This window comes from Limimaricola cinnabarinus, from assembly GCF_002723615.1.
GTDB lineage: Bacteria > Pseudomonadota > Alphaproteobacteria > Rhodobacterales > Rhodobacteraceae > Limimaricola > Limimaricola cinnabarinus_B.
Window position 1 is genome coordinate 611,655 of the sequence record NZ_KZ304951.1, and the last position, 13,818, is coordinate 625,472.

A 13,818-nucleotide genomic window follows, 5' to 3' on the forward strand; every position below is an offset into this window, starting at 1 on the left:
CTGCCTGGAGCAGTCAGATGAAGTATATGCCGACCTACGACCTGATGGAAAGCGTACGCAATACCAACCAGTGGTTGGGTGCGACCGCGCGTGCCATGGGCGACTATCCGGCGATGGCGATGACCGCCAACCCGGCGATGCAGATGCTCCGGGCCTGGGGCGAGGTGACCGAGCGCAGCTTCGAGCGCATGGTGGCCAAGCCCGACTGGGGCATCCCCTCGATCACCGGCCCCGACGGCAAGGACCATGTCGTCCGGGTGGAGACGCTGCTGGAAAAGCCCTTCGGCGACCTGATCCGCTTTACCACGCCGGGGCGCAAATCGCCGAAGCGGCGGGTGCTGCTGGTGGCGCCGATGTCGGGCCACTACGCCACGCTGCTGCGCAAGACGGTGATCAGCCTGCTGCCCGATTGCGACGTGCACATCACCGACTGGCACAACGCCCGCGACATCCCCGTCAGCGCCGGCAAGTTCGACGTCGAGGATTACACCAGATACGTGGCCGAGTTCATGCGCCATCTCGGGCCCGACCTGCACGTGATCGCGGTGTGCCAGCCGGTGCCGCTGACGCTGGCGGCGACCGCGATGCTGGCCGAGGACGACGCGGCGGCGCAGCCGCGCTCGCTGACGCTCATCGGCGGGCCGGTGGACCCCGATGCCGCCGCCACCGACGTGACCGATTTCGGCAGCCGGGTGACGATGGGCCAGCTCGAACATTCGATGATCCAGCGCGTCGGCTTCAAGTACAAGGGTGTGGGCCGCGAGGTCTATCCCGGCCTGCTGCAGCTGGCCTCCTTCATCACGATGAACGCCTCGACCCATGCGCAGGCCTTCACCGACCAGATCTTCCGCGCCGCCCATGGCAAGGCGTCCGAGCACGACAAGCACAACCAGTTCTACGACGAATACCTTGCCGTGATGGACATGACGGCCGAGTTCTACCTCTCGACCGTCGAGCGGGTGTTCAAGAGCCGCGACATCGCGCGCAACGTCTTCACCGTCGATGGCCGGCAGCTCGATCTTGGCAAGATCAGCTCCGTCGCGGTGAAGATCGTCGAGGGCGAGAAGGACGACATCTCCGCGCCGGGCCAATGCCTCGCCGCGCTCGACCTGCTGACCGGCCTGCCCGAGGACAAGAAGGCCGCGCATCTGGAGCCCGGCGCCGGGCATTACGGCATCTTTGCGGGCTCCAGCTGGCGCAACAACATCCGGCCGCTGGTGCTGGAGTTCATCGACGCCAATTCGGACGCGCCGGGCGCGCCCGCGGCCAAGCCCGGCGGCGGATCGGCCACCGCGCCTGCCCAAAAGGCCGCGGCACCGGCGGCGAAGCCCGGCCCGGCACCTAGCCCCGCGAAAGCGAAGGACAACAAGTCGAAGCCGGCGGCCAAGGCCGCGGCCCAGCCCGGAAGCTGAGCGATCAGGCGGCGGCCAGCGCCCTGGCCGCCGCCGCCACGCCGCCCCCGCCATGCGGGATCGACAGCGCCGAAAGCCCGGCCTCGATCGCACCCAGCGCCCCCAGCACCATATGCGCGTTGACATGGCCCATATGGCCGATGCGGAACCAGCCCTCGGGCGGCGTCCGCCCGAGGCCGATGCCCAGCGTCACGCCCATCTCCGTCTCGCACCACGCGCGCAGCCGGTCGGCATCGGGCGCGCCGAGGCCGACCGAGGTCACCGCGTGGCTGCGGTCCTGCGCCGCGCGCACCCCGAGCCGCATCTCCCCTTCGCGCCCCCAGGCCTCCACCGCCGCCCAGATCGCGGCGGCGAGGCGCGCGTGGCGGGTCCAGATGGCCTCCATCCCCTCCTCGCCGACGAGACCGAGCGCGGCGCGCAGCGCATAGAGAAGATGCGTGGGCGCGGTGCCCGCGAAATACTGGTAGTAAAGCTCCGGCGCCGCGCGCGGGCGCCAGTCCCAATAGGGCGTCACCATGTCGGCCCGGCCCCGCGCCTCCGCCGCACGGTCGTTGAAGAACGCAAAGCCCAGCCCCGGCGGCGTCATCAGCCCCTTCTGGCTCGCGGTGATCGCGACATCGACGCCTAACGCGTCCATCTCGAAGCGGTCGCAGCCCATCGAGGCGATGCAGTCGGCCATCAGGAGCCCTGGATGCCCCGCCGCGTCGAGCGCGGCGCGGTAGGCGGCCATGTCGGCGCGCACCCCGGTGGCGGTATCGACATGGCAGGCGATCACGGCGCGGATCTCGTGGCCCCTGTCGGCCCTGAGCCGCGCCTCCAGCCGCTCGGGCGCGACCGGGCTCGCGCCGTCGCTCTCGATCACCTCGACCTTGGCGCCCAAGGCACGCGCCGTGGCGACCCAGCCCTGCCCGAAATGCCCCGAGACCAGCGCCAGCACCCGGTCGCCGCGCGCCAGCACGTTGAGGAGCGCCGCCTCCCACATGCCGTGGCCATTGGCGATGTAGATCGCGGCGTGATGCGCGGTGCCCGCCACCCGCTTGAGATCGGGAATGAGCGTCGCGGTCATCTCGTGCAGCGCGCCGGTATAGATGTTGGGCGCGGGCCGCTGCATCGCCGCGAGCACCCGGTCGGGCATGACCGAGGGGCCGGGAATGGCGAGATAGGGGCGACCATGGGAGAGCGTCATGCGAAGGGCCTCGCGCGAGGGGGGATGTCAGGGCCGCAGCCTCGCCCCGCCCGCGCGCCGCGTCAACGCCCCATCACTGCCCGAGCGCCCGTGCCAGCGCCGCCTCGACCGCCGCCACCTCGGCCTCGCCCTCCTCGGGCATCGCGCCGCGCAGGTTGTTGAGATCGCTGACATAGCCGCGGATCTGCTCGCGCAGCGAAGCGCGGCTGTAATCGGGGATGATGCCCGCGGCGCGCAGCTCATCCTCGGTGGTCGGGGCCTTTTCGGGATACTTCGTCAGATCCGCGAGCCGCAGACCGGCGGTGATGCCGCGCCCGCGCGAGAAGAAACTGCGATAATCGCGGATCGCCACCAGCCCCTTCGGCTCCGGCCCGATCCCCGCGGCGTGCAGCCGGCTGAACATCACCCAGTTCTCGGCCACGCGCCGCAGCACCGGCGTGGTGAAGGCGCGCGCCCAGTCCTGCGCGCCCTCGCGCCGGTCGAACCCGCCCAGCACCTCCTCGCGCCTGGGCGCCTTGTGGTAGATGCAATGCTGCCGTCCGGCCACGGCATGCATGATCTTGAGCTGCGGCCCGGGCAGATAGACCGCCCATGCGCCCCACTTCACCCGGCAGATCCGCCCGGCCAGCGCCGCGTGGCTCGGCCAGAGCCGCATCCTGTCGATCACTTCGATGCGTTCCACGTCCATCCGCGCCTCCCCGTCATCGCCCTGCCCTAGGCCGCGATCCCGCCCCCGTCAAACCCCGCCTGCTTGCGAGGGGGCACGGGGAGGCTTATGCACGGCTCGGATGACGCGATGGCCAGATGACGCATGGCCAGATGACGCATGGCCAGATGACGCATGGCCAGATGACGCATGGGATGGGCGATGAAACTTCTCGACGGGCTGAGAGCGTGGGAACGGCGCGCGCGCATGCGCCATCACGACATCGCCGATGCCGGGTCGCGGCGGCGGGCGCTGGCCAGCTACCTGATCCTCGATCATGCGATCCTGCGCTACTGGTGGACCAATTTCCACCTCGTCAGCCCGGGCGTGTTCCGCTCCAACCAGCCTACCCATGGGCGGTTCGGAAAGATGGCCAAGATCGGCATCCGCACCGTCATCAACCTGCGCGGCGAAGGCCCGCATCCGCGCTATCTCTTCGAGGCGGAAAGCTGCCGCGCGCTGGGCCTGCGGCTGGTCTCGACCCAGCTTTCCGCCCGCCGCGCCGCTCCGCCCGAGCAGATCCTGCGGCTCTTCGCGCTGTTGCGCGAGGCCGAGCGCCCGGTGGTGATGCATTGCAAGTCGGGCGCGGATCGCGCGGGCTTCGCCTCGGCCCTGCATTTGCTGGCCGAGGGGCATCCGATCGAGGAGGCCCGCCGCCAGCTGCACCCCCGCTTCCTGCATTTCCGCCGCTCGCGCACCGGCGTGCTCGATCACATCCTCGATCTCTATGAGGCGCGGCAGGCGCAGGGTCCGATCGGCATCGAGGAGTGGATCGCCACGGAATACGACGCCGAGGCTGCGCAGCAGGGCTTCGAGGCCGGGCGGACCAAGGCATGACCGCCGCATTGCGCCCGCCCGCCGACGCCAATCCCGCGCCGGTGCAGACCGACGGGCGGGGCCTGTTCCTGTGGCTGTGGCGGGGCTATCTCTCGAAGCACTGGCGCTGGCTCATCGTCGCCATGGTGCTGATGGCGATCGAGGGCGGCTCGCTGGGCCTCTTCGCCTCGATGATGAAGCCGATGTTCGACGAGGTCTTCGTCGCGGGCCGCACCGATGCGCTGTGGATCGTCGGCGTGGTGGTGCTGGGCATCTTCATCATGCGCGCCATCACCTCGATGAGCCAGCGGGTGATCATGACGATGATCCGCGAACGCAGCGCCGCGGCGCTGCGCTCGGACCTGCTGTCGCATCTGATGCGGCTCGATGGCGGCTGGCACCAGTCCCACCCGCCGGGCTATCTCATCGAGAGGGTGCAGGGCGACGTCACGGCGATCAACCAGGTCTGGGCCACGCTCGTCACCGGCGCGGGGCGCGATCTCATCTCGGTGGTGTCGCTGTTCGCGGTGGCGCTTTCGGTCGACTGGCGCTGGACGCTGGTGGCGCTGGTCGGCGTTCCGGTGCTGGTGCTGCCCTCGCTGATCGCGCAGAAATACGTCCGCCGCCGCTCGCGCAGCTCGCGCGAGATCGCGGCGCACATGTCGACCCGGCTCGACGAGGTGTTCCACGGCATCGCCCCGATCAAGCTCAACGCGCTCGAATCCTACCAGTCCGAGCGCTATGGCCGGCTGATCGACGCGCGGGTGCGCGCCGAGATCCGCGCCGCCTCGGGGCAGGCCGCCATCCCGGCGATGATCGACATCATGACCGGGCTGGGATTTCTCGGCGTGCTGTTCTACGGCGGCGCCGAGATCATCGCGGGCGACAAGTCGGTGGGCCAGTTCATGGCTTTCTTCACCGCCATGAGCCTCGCCTTCGAACCGCTGCGCCGGCTGGGTAACATCTCGGGGCAATGGCAGACGGCGGCGGCCAGCCTCGAGCGGCTGCGCGCGATCTTCGAAGCCAGGCCTTCGCTCACCTCGCCCGCCCGCCCGCAAAGCGCGCCCGAGGGCGCGCCGGAAATCCGGCTCGACGGGGTGCATCTGTCCTATGGCGAGCTGCCGGTGCTGCGCGGCGCGAGCTTCACCGCCGCCGCCGGGCGGACGACGGCGCTGGTCGGGGCCTCGGGCGCGGGCAAGAGCACCGTGTTCAACCTGCTCGCCCGGCTGGTCGATCCGCAATCGGGCGAGATCACCATCGGCGGCGTGCCGACGCGCGCGCTCAGGCTCGAAGAGCTGCGCGGGCTGATCTCGGTCGTCTCGCAGGACGCGCTCCTTTTCGACGAGACGGTACGCGACAACATCCTTCTGGGCCGCACCGATGTCAGCGAGGCGCGGCTCCGCGAGGTGCTCGACGCCGCCCATGTCTCGGACTTCCTGCCGCGCCTGCCCAACGGGCTCGACAGCCCCGCCGGCCCGCGCGGCTCGGCGCTTTCGGGCGGGCAGCGCCAGCGCGTGGCGATCGCCCGCGCGCTTTTGCGCGACACGCCGGTGCTGCTTCTGGACGAGGCGACGAGCGCGCTCGACACGAAATCCGAAGCCGTGGTGCAGCAGGCGCTGGAGCGGCTCTCGAAGGGGCGCACGACGCTGGTGATCGCGCACAGGCTCTCGACCGTGCAGGGCGCCGACAGCATCGTGGTGATGGATCAGGGCGAGGTGGTGGATCAGGGCAGCCATGCCGAGCTTCTGGCGCGCGGCGGCATCTATGCCGATCTGCACGCGCTGCAGTTCCGCGACGCCGAGACGGGCTGACGCGGACGGCTGCCACGCCTATGTAGGGGGCATGACACAAGATCGCAGCATCATCGCCGTCACCGGCGCCGACCGAGACGAGTTCCTCCAAGGGCTCGTCACCAACGACATCGCGCGGGCGAAGGACGGCCTCGCCTATGCCGCGCTGCTGACGCCGCAGGGCAAGCTGATCGCGGATTTCTTCCTCAAGGGAGAGGCGGAGCGCATCCTGATCGACGTGGCCGCCGATGTCGCGCCGCAGCTGTTCCAGCGGCTGTCGATGTACAAGCTGCGCGCCGATGTGGCGCTGGCCGAGGCCGATGTGAAGGTGTCGCGCGGCACCGGCCCCGCCCCCGAGGGCGCCCTGCCCGATCCGCGCCATCCCGATCTCGGCTGGCGGCTCTATGGCGAGGCTTCGGGCGATGATGGCTCGGACTGGACCGCGATCCGGGTCGAGCATCTGATCCCCGAATGGGGCAGCGAGCTGGGCCCCGACACCTATATCCTCGAAGCGGGTTTCGAGCGGATGGGCGGCGTCGACTTCAGGAAGGGCTGCTATGTCGGTCAAGAGGTCACCGCGCGGATGAAGCACAAGACCGAGCTGCGCAAGGGCTTCGGGCGCGTCGCCATCGAGGGCGACGCCGCGCCGGGCACGCCGATCACCGCCGGAGAGAAATCCGTGGGCACGCTGCACAGCCGCGCGGGCGACCGCGCCATCGCATGGCTGCGCTTCGACCGGGCGCAGGGCGAGATGCGGGCCGGGGATGCCGCCTTGCGGCTGTGCGATCACAGCAGCAGATAGGGCTCCACCTCGCCGAAATAGCCTTCGAGAAACACGTCGTTGTCGGCGTCGAGCGCGATGCCCGTGCCGTTCTCATCGGTGAAGACGTTCTGATCATCCATCGAGGCGGCGACGCGGATGTCGATCCGGTCGCCCTCATCGGGATCGAAATCGCCGATCTTGTCATGGCCGAACTTGCGGCTGAGAAAGATGAAGGTGTCGGCCCCGCTGTCGCCGCGCGCCCAATCATCGCCCACCTTCATGAAGATGCGGTCATCGCCGTCATCGCCGTCATCGCCGTCGAAGTAATTGTCGCGCATCACGTCGTCGCCCTTGGACCCTAATACCCCCTTGATGGATTTGAACCGGTCCGTGGTGCCGAAGCCGTCGCGCATCGTGCCGCGGGCGAGGTTGGCGATGATGCCGTCGCCGCCGTCATCGGCCTCCTCGCGCTGGTAGCTCGCGATGTCGAACCCGCCCCGGTCGACCAGCCGGGCATCCCCCGTAACCCGTGAAAGATGTTGTCCTGCCCGTCGCCGCGGAACACGTCGTCGAGGAGCGTGCCGCGCAGCTGCTCGATCGAGATCAGGCGGTCGGTCTCGCCATCCGGCCCATCGACGCGGCCGCGCTTGAGATTGGCGTCGATCCCGCTCGACGGAATGCGCGGCCCCTGCCCCCAGAAGTTGTAGCTCACGGTGTCATGGGCATCGGCATTGCCGCGATAGGTATCGGCGCCGCCCCGGTCCTTGATGTAGGAGCCGCCCCGCGCCACGCGGACCAGATCCTCGCCCGGACCGGTCGTGATGTCCGAGCCCTCCTCGGCATCCGACCTGCTGACGAAAAGCGTCCTGCGCGGTCAACAGGGCATAGGTCTGGTAGGGGCTGTATCTCAGGCTGTGCAGGAACACCCCGGGATCGAGATCGATCCTGTCGAGCACCATCTGGCGGGCGCCGTCCTCGTTCTTTCAGACGATCTTGTCGATACGGTCACCGCGCAGCAGGTCCTGCCCAGCATCGAAGCCCTGCGACGGCGTGTGGAGCTGGGCGTTGGACAGGGTTCTCACCGCCTTTGCCGGGCTTTCCTAGGGATTGCAGTCCTCGCCGGTATAGTCGAGCACGATCTTCCTCCTGCCGATCGAAGCGATCTCGGCCCTGTCGAAATCGGCATAGCGATAGATCCAGGATCCGGGGGAAAAGAACTTCATGCGGGCCATAACGGTGCCTCCTGACCAGTAATGCATCAGCAGACGGGCCATCTGTGGCAGCGATGACGCGACGTCACCCCGACAGGGAGGCACTGTCGGGTGCAACAACCCTGCCCTGATCCGGCAGGGCGCGGATCGGGCCGCCTTGAACGAAACGAGGCGGCCCCGCCGGAGCCGCCTCGCCTGATCTGATTGCGCATTCCGGCACAGCGCGCATCCGCGCCCGGACCGCTTGCGCCGGGTCAGGCGCGCTCGGCGTATTCCATGGTCTCGGTGTTGACGACGATGTCCTCGTCCTGGCCGATGAAGGGCGGCACCATCACCCGCACGCCGTTGTCGAGCAGCGCCGGCTTGAAGCTGTTGGCCGCCGTCTGGCCCTTCACCACCGGCTCGGTCTCGACGATCTTGCAGGTGACCTTCTGCGGCAGCGAGACGTTGAGCGCCTCATCGCCGTAATACTCGATATGCACCGTCATGCCGTCCTGCAGGAACGGGCGGCGATCGCCCAGAAGCTCGGCGGGCAGCGCGATCTGGTCGTAGGTCTCGCTGTCCATGAAGGTCAGCATGCCGTCGGTCTCGAACAGGAACTGCTGGTCGCGCTGCTCGAGGCGCACGCGCTCGACCTTGTCGGCGGAGCGGAAACGCTCGTTGAGCTTCGAGCCGTTGCGCAGGTTCTTCATCTCGACCTGCGCGAAGGCGCCGCCCTTGCCGGGTTTGACATGATCGACCTTCACGGCGGCCCACAGGCCACCATTGTGCTCGAGGATGTTGCCGGGGCGAATTTCGTTACCGTTGATCTTGGGCATGTCGGTCCATGTGGCGGAAAAGGGGCAATGGGTTGATCGGAATTGGCCCCCGCCTATATCTCGCGGGTCGATCATAAGCAAGTTGAGCCAAGCCCGCCACCGCTCCACCACGTTGCCTGACCCGAAGCCATGCGCATAGCGCATAACTGCCATTCCAACTGCGACGCATCGAATCACGCGCAAATTCGGTAAGTCACCGGGACGCATTGGCGACAAGAGCAAAAAGAACGTAAGGAAGCATGATGAAGGATTTCGTTGACGGCACCGCCTACAACAACGAGCAGGGCAACCGCGCCCGCAAGCTCTTCGCGGCCGTCGTCCTTGCCGCTCTGGATGACGCCATCGCCGACGACAAGAAATACGGCAACGGGCCCGAGCAGATCGCCCGCTGGGCGCGGTCGCGCGATGGGCGCGAGGTGCTGTCCTGCGCCGGGATCGACCCCAATGAGCGGGTCGTCGCGGGTCTGATGGAATTCGTGGGCAAGGGCGTGCGCACCTCGGTCGCGCTGTCGCGCGAGGAGAGCGAGCGTCGTCACGCCGCAGAGCTCGAGTCCCGCGCCGCCTGATCGCGGCCCGAGGACTTGTGAAAAACGCGCGGCTCCCCCCGGGGGCCGCGTTTTTCGTTTCAGAAGACGAAGCGCCAGATCCCCGAAGAGCCGAGCTCGGCGACGAGCAGCAGCGCAAGCGCCGCGCGCATGGCGAGGCTCCTGAACCGCCACAGCATCCAGCCGGTGAGCGCGATCGACAGCCCCGCCTCCAGCGGGCCGACGATCCCGGCATGGTGATGGCGATCCCAGTAGCTGAACGGAGATTCGAAGCGCCAATCGCTCAGTGGCCAGAGCATGGGCCGCGCATCGGCCCCGTGCAGCGGCAGATCGAGCGCGAGATGCAACAATCCCGCCCCGGCAAAGGCCAGCAGCACCGGCCAACGCCGCCACAGCGCAAACGCCAGAAGCGCGGTCCAGATCGGGATCGAGTTGTCGATGGCGAAGACCGCCATCCAGGCGTCGGAAAAGTAATACTCCGAGAAGATGACCCGCGCGGGCACCTCCGACACGAAGCGCGCCCAGGCCACCATCAGGTAGAGCGACAGGTCCGGCGCCAGCCCGCCCAAAAGCGCCGCCGCCGTCACACGGGGCCGCCCCGGCTGGCCGAAGGCCGCCGCGCCGAAGATCAGATGCGCCGGCGTGTTCATCGCTTTTCCCTTGCTGGCCCCGCCCCCGGACAGCTACCGCAGGGCGACGGCGAGCGGCAACGGGGATGCGCATGGCACGGGCGATCATGATCCAGGGCGCGGGCTCGAATGTCGGCAAGTCGATGATCGTGGCGGGGCTGGCGCGCGCGCTGCGCAGGCGCGGCCTTTCGGTGGCGCCCTTCAAGCCGCAGAACATGTCGAACAACGCCGCCGTGACGATGGATGGCGGCGAGATCGGCCGCGCGCAGGCGCTGCAGGCCCGCGCCGCCGGAATCGCGCCGCAGACCGACATGAATCCGGTGCTTCTGAAGCCCGAAAGCGAAACCGGCGCGCAGGTCGTGGTGCAGGGCCGAAGGCTCACCACCGCGCGGGCGCGCGATTACGCGGCGCTGAAGCCGACCCTGCTGCCGCGCGTGCTCGACAGCTTTCACCGCCTCGCCGCGGCGCATGATCTGGTCATCGTCGAGGGGGCGGGCAGCCCGGCGGAGGTGAACCTGCGGGCGGGCGACATCGCCAATATGGGCTTTGCGCAGGCCGCAGGGGTGCCGGTCGTTCTGCTGGGCGACATAGACCGGGGCGGCGTCATCGCGCAGCTCGTGGGCAGCCACGCGGTGCTCGATGCGGCGGATGCCGCGCTGATCCGCGGCTTCGCGGTCAACAAGTTTCGCGGCGATGCCGGCCTTTTCACCGATGGCATGGCCTTCATCGCCCAACGCACCGGCTGGGCGCCCTTGGGCATCGTGCCGCATTTCGCCCAAGCCTGGCGGCTGCCGGCGGAAGACAGCGCCGAGATCGTCTCGCGCCCCGGCGGGCCGGTGAAGATCGCCGTGCCGCGGCTGAACCGGATCGCCAATTTCGACGATCTCGATCCGCTCTCGGCCGAGCCGGATGTGAGCGTGGTCATGATCGAACCGGGCCGCCCCCTGCCCGGCGATGCCGATCTGGTGCTCATTCCCGGTTCGAAATCGACCATCGCCGATCTCGCCGCCTTTCGCGCCGAGGGCTGGGACATCGACCTTGCCGCGCATCTGCGGCGCGGCGGGCAAGTGATGGGGATCTGCGGCGGCTATCAGATGCTGGGGCGCAGCATTGCCGACCCCGAGGGCATCGAAGGCGCGCCCGGCACCGTCGAGGGCCTGGGCCTTCTCGATGTGCACACCGTGATGCATCCCGAAAAGCGTCTCGGGCTGGTCGAGGGGCGGCTGCGAAGCGGCGGTGCGATCAGCGGCTACGAGATCCATATCGGCCGCACCGAGGGCCCCGATCACGCGGCGCGCCACTGGATCGAGATCGAGGGCCGGCCCGAAGGCGCGGCCAGCCCCGATGGCCGGGTGCGCGGCTGCTACCTGCACGGGCTGTTCTCGGATGATGGCTTTCGGGCGCAGGTGCTGGCGGAGCTGGGCGGTGCCTCGCGCGGCAGCTACGAGGCGGAGGTGGAGACGACGCTCGACGCGCTGGCCGCGCATCTGGAGCGGCATCTCGACATCGACCGCCTGCTCGACCTCGCCGCCCCGGTCTGAGCGATCAGTCGACCTCGCCGCTGGCCAGCGCGCGGAAGATTTCGCGGCGCACCAGCTTGCGCAGGTTGCTTGTGATCCGGTCGCCGAGCGGGCCGCGCAGCTCTTCGCGCAGGACCTCGGTGACGATCCGGCGCAGCATTTCCTCGTCGACGATCGGCGCCTGCTCCGCCTCGGGACGGGCGCTTGGCGCGGCGCTTTCGGTAACGGGGGCCTTGACGCGCGCGGCCGGGATCGGCGCCTCTGTCGCCGCGGCCCGTGCCTCGGGGGCGGGATCGGCCTGCGGAGCCGTTTCCTCTGCCAGTCCGTCGTGGAACCGGGCCTCCGGCGCGGGGGCCTCGGTCGGCGCGGCCTGCACGCGCTGCGCGGCGCTCTCCTGCGCATGGGCGTGACGGCGGCTCAGGAAGGGCGCGTCCTCGGCCCGGGCGCTGGCCCAGTCCATCACCGGCGCCGGTTCGCTGCCATCGGGCTCCCATTCCTCGACCTGATGGGTGATCGCCGATTCGAGCTCGGCGATCGTCGCTTCGAGCCGCGATCTGAGCCCCGGCTCCTGCGAGGGCGCGGCCTGGGGCAGATCGGGCGCTTCGAAATCATCATCGGGCGCCTCCGCCGCGCCGCGCCCTGTGGCGGGCGGAAACGGCGCGGGCGACGGGGCAGATGACGGGGCTTCGGCGGCGGGCGGTTCGGCCCGGCCGGCAACCCGCAGCGCCGGGGTCAGCACCAGCGGCGCATCGGCACGGCGCTCGGGGCGCGCGCGGGCCGGAGCGGCCGCCGCCTGCTCCGACCGGTCGACGGGGCGCGGCCCCGGCGCCGGGGCCTGCTGCTCGCCATCGGCAAGCAACCTGCGGATGGAGGACAGGACATCCTCGATTTCGACGCTCTTGACCGGATCGGACATGTTCCACCCTGCTTGCCTCGGATGAAGTCTAGCGAAGGCCGCAGGTTCGGGCAAGAATCCTGCCAGCCGCGGTTAACGACCGATGGCCTCGAGCACCCGGTCGAGCGCGCGGCCCTGCTCCGAGCTTCCCGAGGGCGCGTTGCGCACGAGGTTGTAATAGGCGGTCGGGTCGTAGACCTGCACCGGAAGGCCCAGCTGCTCCGCCGTCAGCCGGCCGATCGCCGACAGCACGACATAGGTCGCCAGCGTCTCGTCGATCTGCGCCGAGACGAGCGTGGCGCGCGCATCGAGCAGGTCCTGCTCGGCATTGAGCACGTCGAGCGTGGTCCGCGCGCCGAGCTGCGCCTCTTCGCGCAGCCCGTCGAAGGCGACCTGTGCCGCGCGCACCTCGCGGCCCGAGGCCTCGATGCTGGCGCGGGCGACCTGCAACAGCGCATAGGCATTGGCGACATTGCGGTCGATGGTGCGGCTGGAGTTCAGAAGCGCGGCGCGCGCGGCGTCGCGGCGGGCCTTGGCCTCGCGCACCCGGCTCTCGACCCGACCGCCGGAATAGAGCGTCTGGTCGAGCGACAGGCCGATCGATTCGGAGTCCTCGAATTCATTGTCGATCGAGATGCTGCTGCCGAGCGACAGGGTCGGGCGTTTCGCGGCCTCGGCGGCGGCGATGTTGAGCTCCGCCACGCTGATCGAATGCTGGGCCTGGAGAATGGCCGGATGTTCGCGCCGCGCGATGGCCTGCGCCTCTTCGAGGCTGCCGGGAATCCGCGCATCGGGAACCGTGGCGAGCGAGCCGGGCGCGCGGCCCACCGCGGCGCGGAACTCGGCCTGCGCCTGGACGAGATCGCCCTCATTGGCGGCAAGCGCACTGCGCGCCGAAGCAAGCTGCGCCTCGGCGAGCGAGACGTCCGTCCGCGTGATCTCGCCCACTTCGAAGCGGTCGCGCGCGGCCTGAAGCTCCTGCGTGATGAGCCGCAGGTTGTTGCGGCGCAGCTCGACGAAGGCCGCGGCCCGCTGCACGCCGAGATAGGCATCGACGATCCGTTGCAGCACCTGCAGCTCGACCTGGCGCAGCTGCTCGCGGGTCGACAGCACCAGCGCCTTTTGCGAATCCAGACTGTAGCGGGTCTGGCCACCATCATAGAGCAGCAGCGAGGCCGAAAGCGTGGCCTGCGCGCTCAGGTTGATGTTGTCGAACTCGATATCGTTTGCGCGGCGCTCCGCGGCATTGAGCCCGCGGATGCTGGAGCTCGATGCGGCGCTCGTGTTCGCCGACCAGCTGATGATCGGCCGCAGCGTGGCCAGCAGCTGCGCCGAGCCCTCGTCGGCAGCGCGCAGCAGCGCCCGGTTCTGTTCCAGCAGGCCGCTGTTCTCATAGCCATAGGCCAGGGCATCCGCGAGCGTCTCGGCCCGCGTCGCCCCGGCCAGCGCGGCGGCAAGACCGGCGCCCAAAATCAAGCTTCCCCAAAATCGCCGCATAGCGCCCCACTCTGTTTTCTTGTCGTTGTT

15 protein-coding genes are annotated in these 13,818 nt (G+C 69.1%); 7 read left to right on the top strand and 8 right to left on the bottom strand.

Going from position 1 to position 13,818, the window contains the following annotated elements; genetic code table 11:
* The first annotated feature begins 17 nt into the window (after positions 1-17).
* The gene (gene phaZ, locus CJ301_RS02910) at positions 18-1,412 is read left to right on the top strand and encodes a polyhydroxyalkanoate depolymerase (protein ID WP_099274000.1); all 1,395 of its coding nucleotides are present in this window, start codon (positions 18-20) and stop codon (positions 1,410-1,412) included.
* 4 nt (positions 1,413-1,416) lie between these two features.
* Here the strand turns inward: phaZ and CJ301_RS02915 are convergent, their stop codons facing one another.
* Positions 1,417-2,598 (bottom strand): pyridoxal-phosphate-dependent aminotransferase family protein, encoded by a 1,182-nt coding sequence (locus CJ301_RS02915; RefSeq protein WP_099274002.1) that lies wholly within the window; start codon positions 2,596-2,598, stop codon positions 1,417-1,419.
* 73 nt (positions 2,599-2,671) lie between these two features.
* Positions 2,672-3,286 carry a hypothetical protein gene (locus tag CJ301_RS02920; protein ID WP_099274004.1) on the bottom strand — a complete coding sequence of 205 codons (615 nt, stop codon included), beginning with the start codon at positions 3,284-3,286 and terminating at the stop codon, positions 2,672-2,674.
* 180 nt (positions 3,287-3,466) lie between these two features.
* Here CJ301_RS02920 and CJ301_RS02925 point away from each other — a divergent pair, with 180 nt between their 5' ends.
* Genes CJ301_RS02925 through ygfZ form a run of 3 tightly spaced genes read left to right on the top strand, consistent with a single transcriptional unit; the run spans position 3,467 to position 6,712 of the window.
* A complete protein-coding gene (locus CJ301_RS02925; RefSeq protein ID WP_254050042.1) occupies positions 3,467-4,141 on the top strand; it encodes a phosphatase domain-containing protein in 675 nt (224 codons plus the stop codon).
* Entirely contained in the window at positions 4,138-5,931 is a 1,794-nt protein-coding gene (locus tag CJ301_RS02930) for an ABC transporter ATP-binding protein (protein ID WP_099274008.1), read from the top strand. The genes CJ301_RS02925 and CJ301_RS02930 overlap by 4 nt, the downstream gene beginning before the upstream one ends.
* Positions 5,932-5,962: 31 nt before the next feature.
* Complete coding sequence (gene ygfZ, locus CJ301_RS02935) at positions 5,963-6,712, top strand: CAF17-like 4Fe-4S cluster assembly/insertion protein YgfZ (protein WP_099274010.1); 750 nt, start codon at positions 5,963-5,965, stop codon at positions 6,710-6,712.
* On the opposite strand, the gene CJ301_RS02940 is transcribed toward ygfZ, so the two are convergent.
* Both CJ301_RS02940 and CJ301_RS18570 read right to left on the bottom strand, forming a co-directional pair.
* Positions 6,697-7,086 carry a hypothetical protein gene (locus CJ301_RS02940; protein WP_099274012.1) on the bottom strand — a complete coding sequence of 130 codons (390 nt, stop codon included), beginning with the start codon at positions 7,084-7,086 and terminating at the stop codon, positions 6,697-6,699. The two genes, ygfZ and CJ301_RS02940, sit on opposite strands and share 16 nt — an antisense overlap.
* On the bottom strand, positions 7,032-7,463 hold the full coding sequence (locus CJ301_RS18570; protein ID WP_162620396.1) for a hypothetical protein: 432 nt from the start codon (positions 7,461-7,463) through the stop codon (positions 7,032-7,034). The genes CJ301_RS02940 and CJ301_RS18570 overlap by 55 nt, the downstream gene beginning before the upstream one ends.
* A 31-nt stretch (positions 7,464-7,494) precedes the next feature.
* Between CJ301_RS18570 and CJ301_RS18575 the strand changes: the two genes are divergently transcribed.
* Positions 7,495-7,920 (top strand): hypothetical protein, encoded by a 426-nt coding sequence (locus CJ301_RS18575; protein ID WP_162620397.1) that lies wholly within the window; start codon positions 7,495-7,497, stop codon positions 7,918-7,920.
* A 218-nt stretch (positions 7,921-8,138) separates the two neighbouring features.
* Here CJ301_RS18575 and efp read toward each other — a convergent pair whose 3' ends face one another.
* Positions 8,139-8,702: an elongation factor P gene (efp, locus tag CJ301_RS02945; RefSeq protein WP_099274014.1), complete on the bottom strand. Its 564-nt coding sequence runs from the start codon at positions 8,700-8,702 to the stop codon at positions 8,139-8,141.
* 242 nt (positions 8,703-8,944) lie between these two features.
* Between efp and CJ301_RS02950 the strand changes: the two genes are divergently transcribed.
* A complete protein-coding gene (locus CJ301_RS02950) occupies positions 8,945-9,268 on the top strand; it encodes a DUF6280 family protein (RefSeq protein WP_026147324.1) in 324 nt (107 codons plus the stop codon).
* A gap of 59 nt (positions 9,269-9,327) precedes the next feature.
* Here the strand turns inward: CJ301_RS02950 and CJ301_RS02955 are convergent, their stop codons facing one another.
* On the bottom strand, positions 9,328-9,897 hold the full coding sequence (locus tag CJ301_RS02955; RefSeq protein ID WP_099274016.1) for a cobalamin biosynthesis protein CobQ: 570 nt from the start codon (positions 9,895-9,897) through the stop codon (positions 9,328-9,330).
* Positions 9,898-9,968: 71 nt separating this feature from the next.
* Between CJ301_RS02955 and CJ301_RS02960 the strand changes: the two genes are divergently transcribed.
* Entirely contained in the window at positions 9,969-11,417 is a 1,449-nt protein-coding gene (locus CJ301_RS02960; protein ID WP_099274211.1) for a cobyric acid synthase, read from the top strand.
* A gap of 4 nt (positions 11,418-11,421) precedes the next feature.
* Here CJ301_RS02960 and CJ301_RS02965 read toward each other — a convergent pair whose 3' ends face one another.
* Both CJ301_RS02965 and CJ301_RS02970 read right to left on the bottom strand, forming a co-directional pair.
* A complete protein-coding gene (locus CJ301_RS02965; RefSeq protein WP_099274018.1) occupies positions 11,422-12,312 on the bottom strand; it encodes a hypothetical protein in 891 nt (296 codons plus the stop codon).
* Between the two features lie 72 nt (positions 12,313-12,384).
* Positions 12,385-13,767, bottom strand: a complete 1,383-nt coding sequence (locus CJ301_RS02970) for a TolC family outer membrane protein (protein ID WP_254050043.1) — start codon at positions 13,765-13,767, stop codon at positions 12,385-12,387.
* Positions 13,768-13,818: the final 51 nt, after the last annotated feature.

Excerpts from the sequence above, each read along its gene's own strand:
- phaZ (WP_099274000.1), top strand. The coding sequence starts at position 18 with ATGAAGTATATGCCGACCTACGACCTGATGGAAAGCGTACGCAATACC.
- CJ301_RS02915 (WP_099274002.1), bottom strand. The coding sequence starts at position 2,598 with ATGACGCTCTCCCATGGTCGCCCCTATCTCGCCATTCCCGGCCCCTCG.
- CJ301_RS02920 (WP_099274004.1), bottom strand. The coding sequence starts at position 3,286 with ATGGACGTGGAACGCATCGAAGTGATCGACAGGATGCGGCTCTGGCCG.
- CJ301_RS02925 (WP_254050042.1), top strand. The coding sequence starts at position 3,467 with ATGAAACTTCTCGACGGGCTGAGAGCGTGGGAACGGCGCGCGCGCATG.
- CJ301_RS02930 (WP_099274008.1), top strand. The coding sequence starts at position 4,138 with ATGACCGCCGCATTGCGCCCGCCCGCCGACGCCAATCCCGCGCCGGTG.
- ygfZ (WP_099274010.1), top strand. The coding sequence starts at position 5,963 with ATGACACAAGATCGCAGCATCATCGCCGTCACCGGCGCCGACCGAGAC.
- CJ301_RS02940 (WP_099274012.1), bottom strand. The coding sequence starts at position 7,086 with ATGCGCGACGGCTTCGGCACCACGGACCGGTTCAAATCCATCAAGGGG.
- CJ301_RS18575 (WP_162620397.1), top strand. The coding sequence starts at position 7,495 with ATGTCCGAGCCCTCCTCGGCATCCGACCTGCTGACGAAAAGCGTCCTG.
- efp (WP_099274014.1), bottom strand. The coding sequence starts at position 8,702 with ATGCCCAAGATCAACGGTAACGAAATTCGCCCCGGCAACATCCTCGAG.
- CJ301_RS02950 (WP_026147324.1), top strand. The coding sequence starts at position 8,945 with ATGAAGGATTTCGTTGACGGCACCGCCTACAACAACGAGCAGGGCAAC.
- CJ301_RS02955 (WP_099274016.1), bottom strand. The coding sequence starts at position 9,897 with ATGAACACGCCGGCGCATCTGATCTTCGGCGCGGCGGCCTTCGGCCAG.
- CJ301_RS02960 (WP_099274211.1), top strand. The coding sequence starts at position 9,969 with ATGGCACGGGCGATCATGATCCAGGGCGCGGGCTCGAATGTCGGCAAG.
- CJ301_RS02965 (WP_099274018.1), bottom strand. The coding sequence starts at position 12,312 with ATGTCCGATCCGGTCAAGAGCGTCGAAATCGAGGATGTCCTGTCCTCC.